Below are 16082 nucleotides of genomic sequence, written 5' to 3' on the forward strand. Positions count from 1 at the left end.
CGACAATGGAACGCAGAGCACCCGGGCGCTGCTGTTCGACCTGCATGGGAATATCGTCGCCAAGTCGCAGGTGCACCTGCAAGCCTATTTTTCCGACCAGCCGGGATGGGCCGAGCATCACGCGGAAGACTACTGGCAGGCGCTATGCGTCGCCTGCCAGCGGCTGTGGGCGCAAACGAATGTGCCGAAGTCTGCGATCAGGGGTGTGGCCGTCACTACCCAGCGCGGCACGGTGATCAATCTCGACAGGCAAGGCAAGCCCTTGCGCCCTGCGATGGTCTGGCTCGACCAGCGCCGCACCGCAGAAGTGCCACCCATCCATCCCCTGTGGCGGCTGGCTTTCAAGCTCGCACGCGTGGAAAGCACGATCAATTTTTTTCGCGGCGAAGCCGAAGCCAACTGGATCAAGGCGCACCAGCCGGAGATCTGGGACAAGACCGACAAGTTCCTGCTGCTGTCGGGCTATCTGAACTACCGTCTCTGCGGCAGCTTCATCGATTCCATCGGCTCGCAGGTCGCCTACCTGCCCTTCGATTACAAGCGGCTGCGCTGGGCCGCTGCGCACGACTGGAAATGGCAGGCGCTGGCGGTCACGCGCGACATGCTGCCGGAACTGGTCCCGCCGGGCACCGTCATCGGCAAGATCGAGAAAGACGCGGCCGAGGCTACCGGCATCCCGTCCGGCACGCCGCTGGTGGCCGCCGCCGCCGACAAGGCCTGCGAAGTGATCGGCGCCGGCTGCCTCGATCCGCACATCGGCTGCCTCAGCTATGGCACGACCGCGACCATCAACACCACCAGCCGGAAATACCTGGAAGTCACGCCCTTCATCCCGCCTTATCCTGCCGCCATCCCGAATGCCTACAGCACCGAAGTGCAGATCTTCCGCGGCTACTGGATGGTGAACTGGTTCAAGGAACAGTTCGGTCATCATGAAAAGCTGCTGGCCGAGCAGCAGGGCGTGCTTCCCGAAGCATTATTCGACGAACTGGTGAATGCGGTGCCGCCGGGATCGATGGGATTGATGCTGCAACCCTACTGGACGCCGGGCATCAAGCAGCCGGGACCGGAAGCGAAAGGCGCGGTGATCGGCTTCGGCGACGTGCACAATCGCGCGCACCTCTACCGTGCCATCCTGGAAGGGCTGGCGTATGCGCTGCGCGAAGGAAAGGAACGCATCGAAAAGCGCAGTGGCGTGCCGATCACCTCGCTGCGCGTCTCCGGCGGCGGCTCGCAAAGCGATGCGGCGATGCAGCTGACCGCCGACATCTTCGGCTTGCCCACAGCACGGCCGCACATCTACGAAACCTCCGGCCTGGGCGCGGCAATCAATGCCGCGGTGGGCCTGGATCTGCACAGCGATTTCGATACCGCCATCCATGCGATGACGCGCATCGGCCGGGTGTTCGAGCCGCAGGCGCAGCATCGCCAGACTTACGACGCGCTGTATTCCCGGGTGTACAGGAAGATGTACGGGCAGCTGGCGCCGCTGTACCGGCAGATCCAGGAAATCACCGGGTATCCAAGCCTGAGCTGAGGCAGGTTCCCGGTGGTCGGATGGCGGAACATTACTTCGCCATCTCCTTCTCCTGCAGCGTGCGCCACATCACCTTGCCGGTCGCCGATTTCGGCAGGGCCTCGACGAACTCCACGATGCGCGGCACCTTGTAGGCGGCCATGTGCTCATGTGCCCACTGCGTGATGTCTTCCGCACTCGCTTCGGCGCCGGCCCGCTTGACGATCACCGCCTTCACCGTTTCGCCGCGATACGGATCGCGGGAAGCGATGATGCAGCATTCCTGTACCGCCGGATGCTTGTACATCATCGATTCCACTTCCGCCGGCCAGACCTTGAAGCCGCTGGCGTTGATCATGCGCTTCAGGCGGTCAGTAAAGAAGAAGAAGCCTTCCGGGTCCATGTAGCCGAGGTCGCCCGAGCGGAAGAAGCGCTTGCCGTCGAGTTCGGCAAAGGCTTCCTCGGTCTTTTTCGGATCGTTCCAGTAGCCCTGGAAGACCTGCGGACCATGGATCCAGATTTCGCCCTGCTCGCCCGGCGGCAATTCCTTCAGCGTGACCGGATCGACGATGCGCGAATCCACGTTGAAGTGCGGAATGCCGAGGCATTGCTGCTTCATCCGCTGCGGCGGATTGATGTGCGACGCGGCCATGGTCTCGGACAGGCCATAGCCTTCCATGTACTGCTGATTCGTCATGTCCAGCAGCTTCTGGGCGATCGCGGCCGGCATCGCAGCACCGCCGCCGGAAACCCGCTTCAGGCAGGAGATGTCGTATTCCGCCAGGCGCGGGTTGGACAGGAAGTCGATCATCATGGTCGGGATCAGCGTCCAGCTGGTGACCTTGTAGCGCGTGATCAGCTGACCGGCCGCGTCGCGGTCCCAGCGTGGCAGCACCACGATTGCGCCGCCGGAATAGATGGTCGCATTCATCACCGACTGCATGCCGGTGACGTGGAAGAAGGGCAGCACCGCGAGCGACACGGTGTCGGCAATCGTCGGCCCCGACCAGGTGGGGCTGGCGATCGAATTGAACATCACCGAGCGATGGGTATGGATGCAGCCCTTCGGCTTGCCGGTGGTACCGGAGGTATAGGGCATGCATGCGAGGTCATCCGGTCCTGCTATGTGCGGGCCCGGGACGTGGCGCGCGGCAACGGCATCGTGCCAGGCAACCACGCCTTCCATCGCCGGCACATTGCGCGGCGCGCGCACGAAATCCGGCACATTCAGTTCGGTGGGCGCGGTCAGGTAATCGGAGTAGGTTCCCACCACCACGCGCTTCAGGCCCGACTTGCCGACCAGCGGCGCAATGCGGCTGAAGATTTCCTGGGAAACGATGGCGACAGCCGACTGGCTGTCCTCCACGTAATGCTGCAATTCCTCGGTCATCAGCATCGGGTTGACCGGCACCACCATCGCGTCGGCGCGCAGGATGGCGAAATAGGCGATGATGAATTGCGGGCTGTTCTGCATGTCGAGCAGCACGCGGTCGCCGCGCTGCACGCCGCAGGCCTGGTGCAGATAGCCGGCGAGTGCCAGTACTTCCGCTTCCATCTGCGCATAGCTCAGGATCGAGTCGTAGAAAATGATCGCGGGCTTGTCCGGGTAACGCAGCGCCGAAACCTGGAGGTTGACGTAGACGCTGGTCTCGGGAGCGGTCAGGGTATAGGGCAGGCCGGCTGGCCAATGAGGGTAGTGGGTCGTGTTCATGTCTCCGCCTGTTGTTGTATCTGGCCTGTCGATTATAGAAGCGATGTGTCCGGCTTGCATTGGCAAATGACATCTTCTTGCGCGAAGCACAATTTTTTGCGCTGGGCTACCATCCATACTGCAGAAACATCGTCTTTCAGTGCCCCCTGACGGCACATCTGCACCGTGTTTTTTCAATAAAAGGACGCAAACATGAAACTCTATCTTTCCCCCGGCGCCTGCTCCCTGTCGCCGCATATCGTGCTGCTGGAAGCAGGGCTGAAATTCGAAACCGAAAAGGTCAGCCTGGCCGACAAGAAGACGGAAAGCGGCGCCGATTTCCGGAAGATCAACCCGAAAGGCTATGTGCCGGCGCTGCAGCTGGAAAATGGCGAAGTGCTGACCGAAGGCCCTGCCATCGTGCAATACCTGGCCGACAAGGCGCCGGAGAAGAAGCTCGTTCCCGAGCCCGGCAGCATGCAGCGCTACCGCCTGGCGGAATGGCTGAACTTCATTTCTACGGAATTGCACAAGACCTTCGGTTCCCTGTTCAACCCGCAGGCTTCCGAAGAGACCAAACAGGCGGCTCGTGACAGAATGGCAGCCCGCCTGGACCTGGTTGAACAGCAGCTGCAGAAGGCAAGCTACCTGATGGGTGAACAGTTCAGCGTCGCCGACGCCTATCTGTTCACGGTGCTGAACTGGAGCGGATTCCTGAAATTCCCGCTGGACCGCTGGCCGTCAGTGCAGCAATACCAGCAACGCGTCGCGGCTCGGCCCGCCGTCCGTGCGGCGCTGGTTGCGGAAGGCCTGATCAAGGGCTGAACCGGCATACACGACGCTCCCTCCATGCGGATTCGTTCTTTCCCCTCGTGAGCAAGCGACATGAGCGTGCGCATCGGCCTGATCTCCGACACCCATAACCTGCTGCGGCCGGAAGCGCGGCTTGCGCTGTCCGGCGTGAACCGCATCATCCACGCCGGTGACATCTGCAATGAAGCCGTGCTGCAGCAGCTTGCCGCCATCGCGCCGGTCGTCGCAGTGCGCGGCAACAATGACCGCGGCGACTGGGCGAATGTTCTCAGCGAGAGGGAGACCCTCGACATCGAGGGCGTGAAGATCCACGTGGTGCACGACCTGAAAGACCTGAAGGACGATCCGCAAGCCGCGGGATTTCGGGTCGTGGTGTCGGGGCACTCCCACAAGCCTTCGGTCAGGATGGAGGGCGGCGTGCTGTTCATCAACCCGGGCAGTGCCGGGCCGCGCCGCTTCAAGCTGCCGATCTCACTCGGCTTTCTCGAGATTACCGACGGCGAATGCAGGGCACGCCTGCAAACGCTGGAAGTGGATTAGCGCGGGGTTTCGCAAAGCACCGCTTTGCGCCGCGCTAATTCGAGCCGCCTGCAAGTGGCGACGTGGGCCGACCATGGCGGCAACGCGGTTCCACAAAACAAATGGAGCGCCCTGATTCGAGCTTCCAGCCGAAGGCGTGGTGAAAGAACCCTTTCCGCCCGCAGCTTGTTTTTGCGCTTGCCCTCAGTAAGTCTCCGGCCCCGGCTGCATCCCGCCATGCACATCCGTGCGACCGACCATGCTGAGCGCTACGGCTTCCGCCACCTTGATGCCATCCACTGCCGCCGACAGGATGCCGCCCGCGTAGCCGGCGCCTTCACCGGCCGGGAACAGGCCCTTCGTGTTCATGCTCTGGAAATTGTCCTGGCGCTTGACGCGCACTGGCGACGAGGTGCGGGTTTCGACACCGGTCAGCACCGCGTCGTGCATCGCATAGCCTTTGATCTGCTTGTCGAATTCCGGCAAGGCTTCGCGGATCGCCTCGATCGCATATTCCGGCAGGCTGGGTGCAAGGTCCGTCAGGTGCACGCCCGGCTTGTAGGAAGGCTGCACGGAACCAAATGCCGTAGATGCGCGCCCCGCGATGAAGTCACCCACCAGCTGCCCCGGCGCATCGTAGTTTTTCCCGCCCAGCACATAGGCGCGCGACTCCAGCTCGCGCTGGAAGTCGATGCCGGCCAGCGGATGCCCGGGAAAATCGGCCGGCGTGATGCCGACCACGATGCCGGAATTCGCATTGCGCTCGTTGCGCGAATACTGGCTCATGCCGTTGGTGACCACGCGCTCCGGCTCGGATGTCGCAGCCACTACGGTGCCGCCCGGGCACATGCAGAAGCTGTAGACGGAGCGGCCGTTCCTGCAGTGATGCACCAGCTTGTAGTCGGCAGCGCCGAGCAGCGGATGGCCGGCGAATTTGCCGAAGCGGGCGCGGTCGATCAGGGATTGCGGATGTTCGGCGCGAAAGCCGATCGAGAACGGCTTGGCTTCCACATACACACCGCGGTCATACAGCATCTGGAAGGTGTCGCGCGCGCTGTGGCCGACCGCCAGCACCACGTGGTCAGTCGCGATCCGTTCGCCGCTTTCCAGCACCACGCCGCGTATCTGCCCATGATCGATATCGAGATCGGTCACCCGGCTTTCGAAGCGGAATTCGCCGCCGAGCGACTCGATGGTGGCACGCATTTCCTCCACCATCTTCACCAGGCGGAAGGTGCCGATGTGGGGCTTGCTCACATACAGGATTTCCGGCGGCGCGAAGGCCTTGACGAATTCGGTCAGCACCTTGCGGCCGTAATGTTTCGGATCCTTGATCTGGCTGTGCAGCTTGCCGTCGGAAAAGGTGCCGGCGCCGCCCTCGCCGAATTGCACATTCGATTCCGGATGCAGTTCCCGCTTGCGCCACAGGCCCCAGGTATCCTTGGTGCGCTCGCGCACCTGCTTCCCGCGCTCGAGGATCAGCGGACGAAAACCCATCTGCGCCAGGATCAGCGCGGCGAAGATGCCGCAGGGGCCGAAGCCGATGATCACCGGCCGCGTCTTCAGGCCGGCGGGCGCCTGGGTGACGAAATGGTAGCTGGTGTCCGGCGCGGGCTTGACGTGCGTCGCGCCCTGCATGCGTTGCAGCACCGCGGCTTCATCCCTGACTTCGACATGCAGGGTGTACACCAGCATGATCGCGTTCTTCCTGCGCGCATCATAGCCGCGGCGGAAAATGGTGAATCCGATCAGGTCTTCGGCAGGTATGCCGAGCCGTGCGAGGATCGCGGCTTGCAGGTCGGTTTCGGGATGGTCGAGCGGAAGATGAAGGTCGGTCAGTCGCAGCATGCAGGATATTCCGGATAAAGCAGTCTGGGCGGGATGGGAAACTGGGTTGGAATCAGACGGCTCACGGAAACCATGCGGGCCATGGCCGGGGGCGAGAGCCGGCTGCTATTGTAACCGGCATGACCGCTAGCCGCAGGGAAATGGGGTAAAGGCATGCGGGCCGGCCGGCATGCCTGCAGCCGGCCCGCTGCCAATTGCAAGAACGTTCTTACTCAGCGGCCGGCCTGCTCCCGCAAGGCCTTGACCTGGTCATGGTTGTGCACCACGCCCTGATACTGGCGCTCGACCAGGGTGCGCACATCGACCGGCAGGTTCTTCGCCAGCGCCTTGCGGTAGCTGGCCACCGCCACATCTTCGCCGCGCTCGCACTCGGTCAGGATGGCCTTGTCATCTTTGCCAGTGACCAGGGATTTGATGTCCACCCAGCGCCGGTGCAGCGCGCCGCCGAGGCCACCGCTGGTCTCCGGGTCGCCGCCATAGCTGCGTACCAGTTCCTGCAACTGCGATACGGCGGTCGTGCATGCCTGGGCACGATTCAGGAAGAAGGTCTTGAGCTGCGGATTGCGGACATCCTCGGCGCAGGCGCGGAAGCCTTCCTCGCCATCCTTGCTGGTTTCGATCAGGTCGTTCAGTGTGGAAATCACTTCATCATTGTCCATATACCCTCCATGTCATCATCATTTGCCGCTGCTCTTGGAGCCGGAAGAAGAAGCGCCGCCGCCCTTGGTGCCGGACGCGCCGGTCGACGTGGTCTTGGCAGTCATTTCCTCGGCCATCTGCAAATGCTGATCAATGACGGGCTGGGTCTGGGTCACCAATGCCTTCAGGTCCGAATCCTTTGCCTTGGTTGCCGCGCGTTGCAGCATGCTGTGAGTCTTCTTGTGATCCTGCACGCCATCCTTTGACATGTACTGGCGGTCGAACGCCTCGCCTGACAGGGAGCTGAGCTTCTTGGCCATTTCCTGGTGCTTGCGGTCCGGCTCGGTTGGCAAGGTCACGCCCTTGGACTGGGCCAGCTGCTGCAACTGGTCCTGCGCCTTGGTATGGTCGTCGATCATCTTCTGTGCGAAATCGCGCACCTTGTCATCCTTCGATTGCTTCATGGCGATCTTGCCCATTTCAATCTCGGCCAGATTGGCCTGTGCCATTTCACGCATCGTGCTCTGGTCTGCCTTGCTGAGCGAACCGCTGGCGGAAGACTTGCCGCCGGAGCTGCTGGCGCTGGAGGAATTGCCCGCGCCGGAAGCCTGGCTGGATGGCTTGCTCGAAGAGGCAGCAGTGCTGCTCGATTGCGAATGGGCCGGCGCAGCACCGAACATCATCGCCAGCGCGGCCACACCCAGCGCCTGGCTGAATCCTGTACGTCTGAACATGAGTTTCTCCTTGAAACAGTAAATGGAACACCAGAATGCTTGCCCTGGTGGAAGTAAGGAGAAACGCAGGCAATCAACGTGCCAGTGCCGAAATGGCCTTGTTTGCGTTGAACTTGCTGTCGAGAGGGGGAATAGACTACAGGTGGCTTGCAAATATTACAGCAGCCGTAGTGGCTCGCCCTGTGACAGGCAAAGCAGGATGGATTCGGGAGAGAAAGAACGGCAGGCGGGCCAAGCCTGCCATCAGGAGGGAGAGAAACCAGGGCGAATTTCAATCTTCGATGGGGAACCAGGGTGCGCCGCGCGCACCCTGCCATCCCGGTGCATGCGGCGCACCCTGCTTTCTTGCCCTTTCAGGCTGGCGGAAACCGCTTCAGTGTTTCCGCTTCTCGCACTTGCATTCCAGCGTGCCGAGCACCGTGCCTTGCGGGTCGACTGTCTCCAGCTTTACATCGAAACCCCAGAGCCGGGCCACATGCTTCAGTACCTCGTCGGCCTGGTTGTTCAGCGGCCGGCGCTGGTATTGCAGGTGGCGCAGGGTGAGCGCGCGGTCGCCATGGGTATCGACCGACCAGACCTGGATGTTCGGCTCGCGGTTGTGCAGGTTGTACTGCGCAGCGAGCTGTTCGCGGATATGCCGGTAGCCTACCTCGTCATGGATGGCGGATACGCTGAGCCGCTCCTTGCTGTCGTCGTCGAGCACCGAAAAGAAATGGAAGTCGCGGATCAGCTTGGGCGACAGGTATTGCGAGATGAAGCTTTCATCCTTGAAGTTGCGCATCGCAAAGTCGAGCGTTTTGTTCCAGTCGCTGCCGGCAATGTCCGGAAACCATTGGCGATCTTCCTCGGTCGGGTCCTCGCAGATGCGGCGGAGGTCGCGGAACATCGCAAAGCCGAGCGCATACGGATTGATGCCGTTGTAGTAGCGGCTGGTGATCGGCGGCTGGTTCACCACATTGGTATGGCTCTGGAGGAATTCCATCATGAATCCGTTGCCGACCACGCCTTCGTCGTACAACTGGTTCAGGATGGTGTAATGCCAGAAGGTGGCCCAGCCTTCGTTCATCACCTGGGTCTGGCGCTGCGGATAAAAGTATTGCGAGATCTTGCGCACGATGCGCACGATCTCGCGCTGCCAGGGCTGCAGCAGCGGCGCATGCTTTTCGATGAAGTACAGCAGGTTTTCCTGCGGCTCGGCCGGGAAGCGATTCGCCTCCGCTTTCACCACCGGCTCCTCGTTGCGGCGCGGCAGGGTACGCCACAGGTCATTCACCTGCGACTGCAGGTATTCCTCGCGCTCGCGCTGGCGCTCGCGCTCCTTCGCCATCGACAGCTTCGCCGGGCGCTTGTAGCGGTCGACGCCGTAGTTTTGCAGGGCGTGGCAGGAATCGAGCAGCAGTTCCACCGCTTCGATGCCGTAGCGCTGCTCGCATTCAGCAATGTACTTCTTCGCGAACACCATGTAATCGATGATCGCTTCCGCATCGGTCCAGGTGCGGAACAGGTAATTGCCCTTGAAAAAGGAATTGTGGCCGTACGAGGCATGGGCGATCACCAGTGCCTGCATCGTCAGCGTGTTTTCTTCCATCAGGTAGGCGATGCAGGGATCGGAATTGATCACGATCTCGTAAGCCAGCCCCATGTGGCCGCGCCGGTAGCTCTTTTCCGTTGCCAGGAAATGCTTGCCGAAGGACCAGTGGGCATACGACACCGGCATGCCGACGGAGGCATAGGCATCCATCATTTGCTCGGCAGTGATGACTTCGAGCTGGTTCGGATAAGTGTCGAGACCGAAATTTTCCGCGACGCGGCGGATCTCGTCATGCGCCTGCTCGATGAGTTCGAACGTCCATTCGGACTGCTCTGGCAGGCGGCGCGGCTTGGCCGGCTTTTTCCTGGCGGCTGGCCGGGCCGGCTTTTTCGCCGCAGGCTTTTTCAAGGTGGCTGTCGTCATCACTTCACCTGTTTCTTGAACAGTTCGCGGAATACCGGATAGATATCCGCAGGCGATTCGATCTTCTGCATCGCGAAATGCGGATGCTGCGCCTGCACCTGGGTGTACTGGTGCCACAGGTTTTGCGGCTCGTCGTCGGTGATCTCGACATAGGCGTAATAGCGCACCATCGGCATGATGGTATTGATCAGCAGGTCGCGGCAGGTCACCGAATCGTTGTCCCAGTTGTCGCCATCCGATGCTTGTGCGACATACACGTTCCAGTCGGTATTCACATAGCGCTCGCGGATGATCTTGGTCAGCAGGTTCAGCGCCGACGACACCACCGTGCCCCCCGATTCGCGCGAATTGAAGAACGCATCCTCGTTGACTTCCGATGCCTGGGTGTGGTGGCGGATGAACACCACCTCGATCTTTTCGTAGGCGCGCGTCAGGAACAGGTAGAGCAGGATGAAGAAACGCTTGGCTGCATCCTTCTTCGCCTGGTCCATGGAACCGGACACATCCATCACGCAGAACATCACGGCCTGGCTGGTCGGCTTCGGCACCTTGATGCGATTGCTGTAGCGCAGGTCAATCGGATCGAGGAAGGGGATCGCTTCCAGCTTGATGCGCAGCTGGCGGATCTCCTTCTTCAGCGCGAGTATCCTGTGGTCATCTTCGAACTCGGTCCGGAGCAACTGCTCCAGTTCCGCCTCGGCCTCGCGCAGGCGCTTGCGCGACTTGGCGCCGACCGCGATACGGCGGCCGAGCGCTCCGCGCAGCGAGCGCAGGATATGGATGTTCGATGTCGTGCCGGACAACTTGAAGCCCGCTCTTTGCTGCTTGAACTCCGTTATCGAAGCGAGCTGGGTTTTTACCAGGTTGGGCAGCTCCAGGTCCTCGAAGAACACATTCATGAATTCTTCGCGCGACAGCTCGAAAGCGAAATCGTCTTCTGTTATTTCTTCGCTATTGCCGGCCTTCCCCTTGCCGGCACCGCCGCCACTCTTCGGACGCTGGAGCTGATCGCCCTTCTGGTACTCCTTGTTGCCCGGCCGTACAACCTCCCATACCCCGCCTTGCGCATGGCCAAAGCTGGGTTCGTTGATGTCCTTGACCGGAATTGAAACCTTTTCGCCTTTCTCGATCTCGGTGATCGAGCGGCCCTTTACCGCGCGTGCAACTGCATCCTTGATCTGCCCCTTGTAACGCCGCAAGAAGCGTTCGCGATTGACCGCGGACTTGTTCTTGCTCTGCAAACGCCGGTCGATGAGGTAAGCCAAAATGCCTCCTGCTGGTGGAACTGCCGTTGGCTGATTGCCTGCTTCAGTTCGCTTCAAATCCAAAATTCTGCGTGATACCCCTCACCGTCAAGGAAGGGTTGGGGGTGGAGATGGGTTGCGCTGTGCGCTAGTCTTTACAAAACCCATCCCCCACCCATCCTCCCCCTTGAAGGGGGAGGAGCATTGCCTTTGCTGCCATAGATACTTACGACGACTTCCGTACCCGCAGATACCATTCGCACAGCAGTCGCACCTGCTTGGCGGTATAGCCCTTCTCCACCATGCGCGAGACGAATTCCTGGTGCTTGTGCGCATCGTCGGCGCTCGCCTTCGCATTGAAGGAAATCACCGGAAGCAGGTCTTCGGTGTTCGAGAACATCTTCTTCTCGATCACCGTGCGCAGCTTCTGGTAGCTGGTCCAGGCCGGGTTCTTGCCGTGGTTCTGGGCCCGCGCGCGCAGCACGAAGTTGACGATCTCGTTGCGGAAGTCCTTCGGATTCGAAATGCCCGCCGGCTTCTCGATCTTTTCGAGTTCGCTGTTGAGCGAATCGCGGTCGAAGCTTTCGCCGGTATCCGGATCGCGGTATTCCTGGTCCTGGATCCAGTAATCGGCGAACGTCACGTAACGGTCGAAGATGTTCTGGCCGTACTCGGAATAGCTTTCCAGGTAAGCGGTCTGGATTTCCTTGCCGATGAACTCGACATAGCGCTGGGCGAGGTATTCCTTGATGTAGGCCAGGTACTTCTGTTCGACTTCCGGCGCGAACTGCTCGCGCTCGATCTGCTGTTCCAGCACATACAGCAGATGCACCGGGTTGGCCGCGACTTCGGTATTGTCGAAGTTGAAGACCTTGGACAGGATCTTGTAGGCGAAGCGGGTCGACAGGCCGTTCATGCCTTCATCCACACCTGCATAGTCGACATACTCCTGGCGCGACTTGGCCTTCGGGTCAGTGTCCTTCAGGTTTTCGCCGTCATACACCTGCATCTTGGAAAAGATGCTGGAGTTTTCCGGATCCTTCATGCGCGACAGCACCGCGAACTGCGCCATCATCTTCAGCGTTCCCGGCGCGCAGGGCGCATTGGCCAGCGAGGAACCCTTGATCAGCTTGTCGTAGATCTTGACCTCATCGCTCACACGCAGGCAGTACGGCACCTTGACGATATAGATACGGTCGAGGAAAGCTTCGTTGTTCTTGTTGTTGCGGAAGGCTTTCCACTCCGATTCATTCGAGTGCGCGAGCACCACGCCGTCAAACGGAATCGCACCGAAACCTTCGGTACCCTTGTAGTTGCCTTCCTGGGTCGCGGTCAGCAGCGGATGCAGCACCTTGATCGGCGCCTTGAACATTTCGACGAATTCCATCAAGCCCTGGTTCGACAGGCACAGGCCGCCGGAATAGCTGTAGGCATCCGGGTCGTCCTGGGAATAATCTTCCAGCTTGCGGATGTCGACCTTGCCCACCAGCGAAGAGATGTCCTGGTTGTTTTCGTCGCCCGGCTCGGTCTTCGAAATCGCGATCTGCTTCAGCACCGAGGGATAACGCTTGACCACGCGGAACTGGTTGATGTCGCCGTTGAACTCCTGCAGGCGCTTGACGGCCCACGGGCTCGGAATGGTTTTCAGGTAACGGCGCGGAATGCCGTAGTCTTCTTCGAGAATCGGCCCGTCTTCTTCTTCATTGAACAGGCCCAGTGGCGATTCATTGACGGGCGAACCCTTGATGGAATAGAAGGGCACGCTTTCCATCAGCTGCTTGAGCTTTTCAGCGATGGAGGATTTGCCGCCGCCCACCGGACCCAGCAGGTAGAGCACCTGCTTGCGTTCTTCCAGGCCCTGAGCCGCGTGACGAAAATAGGATACGACCTGCTCGATGACCTCTTCCATTCCGTAGAACTCGCGGAATGCGGGATATATTTTTATTACCTTGTTGGCGAAGATGCGCGACAGCCGCGGATCATGACGCGTGTCGAGCAGCTCCGGCTCGCCGATCGCTTCCAGCATGCGTTCGGCCGCAGAGGCATAAGCGAGTCGGTCACGCTTGCACAACTCCAGATATTCTTGCAGGGAGTATTCCTCTTCCCGAGTCCGCTCATACCGTGCTGCGTAGTTGTCAAAGATTTTCATGTAAGGTCCTTTGATGAAAGTCCAGCGGTCATTAGGTGTCGGATTGAGAGATAAGTTTCCACTCCGCAAGTCAAATATACGCCGCGTTTTCTCTAGGCGGGTGGAAATGTTGCGCAAAAAAACGCCTATTTTTTTCGAGCGGAAGAAGTTGAAAAATTGGCTTATCACTTCGTATTTTCAAAGCGATATTTCTTCCGCATTTATTTGCAAAATACGGGAGCCGGCGAGAAACTTTTCCGCGCGATGCTTGTCGTGTTTCGCCAATTTTTATTTATCGAACAAGCGTGCTGCGTATGCAAGACGAGCTTTATTTTTCTTTTAAGCGCTCGTCGGAAATGCAGGCGTAATGATCTTTATACGCCTGCCGCACAGATCGATGATTGAATGAATTGAATGTGAATCCGGACGCTGATCGGCCTTTGCGCAACGATGACTCGCGCTTGCGCCGAACAACGCCCATGATGCAGGATCGCGCGAAGCATCCTCCCATGACTGCGTCGCGCATTGAAGAAACGCGGCCGCGTGCATATTGGAGTCACGCAGCTGCGAGTGGATGCAACCAAGGCACTACTTGCGGAACAAACCCTTCAATTGTTCCTGCAGTTTTTCCTGCACCTTGCCTTTCTGGTCACCGAGCGCCTTCTGCGCTTTCGATTGCAATTCTTCCTTGCGCTCGTCGAGTTTCTGCTTCGCGAGTTCACTTGCCAGACCGGCAAAATCAACCCTCCAGCCTATCGCATCGAACGGTCCCGACAGCCGCACCGGCACCGTCACGCCCTTGAGCGCCTGCAGCTCCGGACCGCCCTGGCCTTGCAGCGACGATACCACGGTGGTGCGCACCAGGTAGTCGAGCTTGCTTTCGCCGATGTTGATGTCGCCCGCGCCGCCAATCCGGAACAAGGGTGACTTGAGGTTCAGGTCCTCGTTGTGGGCAACGCCGTTGGTGATGCGGAAACTGCCGCTGAATTCGCTGAAGTCGGTTTTTTCCGTCGCCGAGCCGGTACCGGTCTGCGGTGCTTCATTGCCGCGCAAGGCGCCAATCTTCGCTTTCGCGTTGCGGATGACTTGCGCGATATTCACGCCACGCACTGCACCATCGCGCAGCGAGAGGCTCGTGTTGCCGTTCAAGCCTTTCTTCATCTGGCTGACGGTCGCGCCGCTCGCCGTCACATCCAGCTGCACATTGCCCTTGCCTTCTATTTGCTCCTTGCCGATCGCATCCTTCAGCAAAGGACCGATGTTGATGCCGGACAGGTTCTGGCGCACGGCAATGCGCGGCGGCGTACTGGCCGTGGCCGACAGCGAACCGGCCACGCTGCCGCCATACAGATTCGCTGCGAGCGGATTAATGTCGGCCTTGCCATTGGCTGCATGCAGGTCGGCGCGCACATTCGCCATGCGGACATTCGCCGCCTTCAGCGCGCCGATGCGCAGCTTGCCCTCGGCTTGCAGCTTGTGCAAGGCCGACAAGTCCAGCGGCTGTTCCGGCGCCCCGCCCTTTGAAGTCTCCGTCTGAGGCGCCGCTGCGGCCGTCTTGCGCTTGTACCGGTCAAGGTCGATCTGGTCGATGCCGATGTCAAAGTTGTAGGCAGCAGGCGAGAATTTCGTCAGCCCGAGTTTCGCGTCGAAGTTGCTCTGATCGAGCTTGCCCTTGAGCACGGCTGCCAGCGTCTGCTTGTCGAGATTGGCATTGGCGTTGCCGTCGGCCTTGAAATCCAGCATGCCGCCGCCCGGATTCGGCAGCCTGAAAGCGGCGGCGATCTTCGGCAAGCTGATCGTCTTTGCGGTCATGTCGGCGGTGAACGGCGTGGTGAGCTCGCCGTCGAGCGCGGTATCGCTCTGTTTGCCGGACAGCGTGAGACGCAGCTGCGGCGACGAGAACAGCAGCTTGTCGATATTGCCTTCCAGCGCGGCGGCAAGTTTTGCCTTCGCGTCAAGCTTGTCTTCCCGTATCGCCACGTCGAGCGCGAGCGATGGAATCTTGAAGGCTTGCGGCGAGCCTTCGAACGAGGGTGCGCTGAAGTTCGCATTGATGGTGCGTGCGCCTTCACTCATCCGCGCGTCGCCGCTCAGCTTGCCGCCGCTGACCTGCTTGTCGGTGATGGCAAGCTTGGGCGCATCGAACTTTGCTTCGATCGATCGCCCCGCCTGCTTGCCGCTGATGCTGAACTGAATGCCGTCCAGGGCAAAACGCTTGTGCTCGGGATCGAGGTCGGCATCGCCGGCTGCCTTGAGCACCAGGTCGCTGAAGTCGGCCAGCCTGCCCTTGACTTGCGCATCCAGCCCCTTCAATGCGTATTGCTTTCTCACGGTATCCATGGTGAAGCCGGTTTTCACATCCACCCTGGCGTTGACGGCCGGCTTGTCGCCGCTGACATCGGCGCTCAGCTGCAGCTTGCTCGGCACGCCATTGGCAATCCGGCCAGTTTCCAGGTTCAGGTTGGCGAGTTCGATCTTGCGTTCCTGCTGCTGGTCGTCATACAGGATGCGGGAATTGGTAATGTCAATGCCGTCGATGTCGAGTCGGACCGGCTGCTGCTTTGACTGGTCAGCCTGCTCCGCCGGCTTTTCCTTATCCTTGGACAGCAGGTCGTCGAAATTGCTCGTCCCATCCTTGAAGCGCCGGATATTGGCTTGCAGCCCGTCGATCTGCACCTTGTCGACCACCACCTGCTTCGACAGCAAGGGAATCAGGGCCAGCGATACTTTCGCGCCGTCGATCGATGCGAACTCGGTGTTGCTGTTGTGTTCCGTGATGCTGGCCTTGCCGAGCTTGCCGCCAATCTTGGGAAAGAATGTGAGCTTGATGTCACCCGGGATGGCGAGCGTACGCTGCGTCTTTTCCTGCACCAGGCGAATGATCTGCGGCTTGTAGGCGTTGGGATCGAAGGTGGCGGCAATGATGGCCGCGCCGATCAGCAGCAGTACGATCAGCGAAGCAATGGCAATGGCGATGTATTTGACGATTTTCGGCAT

11 protein-coding genes are annotated in these 16082 nt (G+C 60.2%); 3 read left to right on the forward strand and 8 right to left on the reverse strand.

Annotated elements, in window-relative coordinates; all coding sequences use genetic code 11:
- The coding region (locus HGHM_RS14380) for an FGGY-family carbohydrate kinase (protein ID WP_019142246.1) at window positions 1-1537 on the forward strand (1537 nt) is incomplete at its 5' end.
- A gap of 31 nt (window positions 1538-1568) precedes the next feature.
- Here the strand turns inward: HGHM_RS14380 and HGHM_RS14385 are convergent.
- Window positions 1569-3227: a long-chain fatty acid--CoA ligase gene (locus HGHM_RS14385; protein ID WP_019142247.1), complete on the reverse strand. Its 1659-nt coding sequence runs from the start codon at window positions 3225-3227 to the stop codon at window positions 1569-1571.
- Window positions 3228-3419: 192 nt separating this feature from the next.
- On the opposite strand from HGHM_RS14385, the gene gstA reads away from it, so the two are divergent.
- Together gstA and HGHM_RS14395 are read left to right on the forward strand one after the other, a co-directional pair.
- Window positions 3420-4031: a glutathione transferase GstA gene (gene gstA / locus HGHM_RS14390; RefSeq protein ID WP_019142248.1), complete on the forward strand. Its 612-nt coding sequence runs from the start codon at window positions 3420-3422 to the stop codon at window positions 4029-4031.
- A gap of 60 nt (window positions 4032-4091) precedes the next feature.
- A complete protein-coding gene (locus HGHM_RS14395) occupies window positions 4092-4559 on the forward strand; it encodes a metallophosphoesterase family protein (protein WP_019142249.1) in 468 nt (155 codons plus the stop codon).
- Between the two features lie 183 nt (window positions 4560-4742).
- On the opposite strand, the gene HGHM_RS14400 is transcribed toward HGHM_RS14395, so the two are convergent.
- The 7 genes from HGHM_RS14400 to HGHM_RS21370 all read right to left on the reverse strand — a co-directional run bounded on the left by HGHM_RS14400 (window position 4743) and on the right by HGHM_RS21370 (window position 16082).
- The gene (locus tag HGHM_RS14400; RefSeq protein ID WP_019142250.1) at window positions 4743-6386 is read right to left on the reverse strand and encodes an NAD(P)/FAD-dependent oxidoreductase; all 1644 of its coding nucleotides are present in this window, start codon (window positions 6384-6386) and stop codon (window positions 4743-4745) included.
- 212 nt (window positions 6387-6598) lie between these two features.
- A complete protein-coding gene (locus HGHM_RS14405; protein ID WP_019142251.1) occupies window positions 6599-7045 on the reverse strand; it encodes a ferritin-like domain-containing protein in 447 nt (148 codons plus the stop codon).
- An 18-nt stretch (window positions 7046-7063) separates the two neighbouring features.
- The gene (locus HGHM_RS21365; RefSeq protein WP_034348536.1) at window positions 7064-7759 is read right to left on the reverse strand and encodes a DUF4142 domain-containing protein; all 696 of its coding nucleotides are present in this window, start codon (window positions 7757-7759) and stop codon (window positions 7064-7066) included.
- A 373-nt stretch (window positions 7760-8132) separates the two neighbouring features.
- Window positions 8133-9713 (reverse strand): SpoVR family protein, encoded by a 1581-nt coding sequence (locus HGHM_RS14420; protein ID WP_019142254.1) that lies wholly within the window; start codon window positions 9711-9713, stop codon window positions 8133-8135.
- A complete protein-coding gene (locus HGHM_RS14425) occupies window positions 9713-10978 on the reverse strand; it encodes a YeaH/YhbH family protein (protein WP_019142255.1) in 1266 nt (421 codons plus the stop codon). The genes HGHM_RS14420 and HGHM_RS14425 overlap by 1 nt, the downstream gene beginning before the upstream one ends.
- 205 nt (window positions 10979-11183) lie before the next feature.
- Window positions 11184-13106, reverse strand: a complete 1923-nt coding sequence (locus HGHM_RS14430; protein ID WP_019142256.1) for a PrkA family serine protein kinase — start codon at window positions 13104-13106, stop codon at window positions 11184-11186.
- 567 nt (window positions 13107-13673) lie between these two features.
- Window positions 13674-16082, reverse strand: a complete 2409-nt coding sequence (locus HGHM_RS21370) for an AsmA family protein (RefSeq protein ID WP_019142257.1) — start codon at window positions 16080-16082, stop codon at window positions 13674-13676.

This window comes from Noviherbaspirillum massiliense JC206 (assembly GCF_000312045.1).
GTDB classification, from domain to species: Bacteria; Pseudomonadota; Gammaproteobacteria; order Burkholderiales; family Burkholderiaceae_D; genus Noviherbaspirillum; species Noviherbaspirillum massiliense.

Excerpts from the sequence above, each read along its gene's own strand:
- HGHM_RS14385 (WP_019142247.1), bottom strand. The coding sequence starts at position 3,227 with ATGAACACGACCCACTACCCTCATTGGCCAGCCGGCCTGCCCTATACC.
- gstA (WP_019142248.1), top strand. The coding sequence starts at position 3,420 with ATGAAACTCTATCTTTCCCCCGGCGCCTGCTCCCTGTCGCCGCATATC.
- HGHM_RS14395 (WP_019142249.1), top strand. The coding sequence starts at position 4,092 with ATGAGCGTGCGCATCGGCCTGATCTCCGACACCCATAACCTGCTGCGG.
- HGHM_RS14400 (WP_019142250.1), bottom strand. The coding sequence starts at position 6,386 with ATGCTGCGACTGACCGACCTTCATCTTCCGCTCGACCATCCCGAAACC.
- HGHM_RS14405 (WP_019142251.1), bottom strand. The coding sequence starts at position 7,045 with ATGGACAATGATGAAGTGATTTCCACACTGAACGACCTGATCGAAACC.
- HGHM_RS21365 (WP_034348536.1), bottom strand. The coding sequence starts at position 7,759 with ATGTTCAGACGTACAGGATTCAGCCAGGCGCTGGGTGTGGCCGCGCTG.
- HGHM_RS14420 (WP_019142254.1), bottom strand. The coding sequence starts at position 9,713 with ATGACGACAGCCACCTTGAAAAAGCCTGCGGCGAAAAAGCCGGCCCGG.
- HGHM_RS14430 (WP_019142256.1), bottom strand. The coding sequence starts at position 13,106 with ATGAAAATCTTTGACAACTACGCAGCACGGTATGAGCGGACTCGGGAA.
- HGHM_RS21370 (WP_019142257.1), bottom strand. The coding sequence starts at position 16,082 with ATGCCGAAAATCGTCAAATACATCGCCATTGCCATTGCTTCGCTGATC.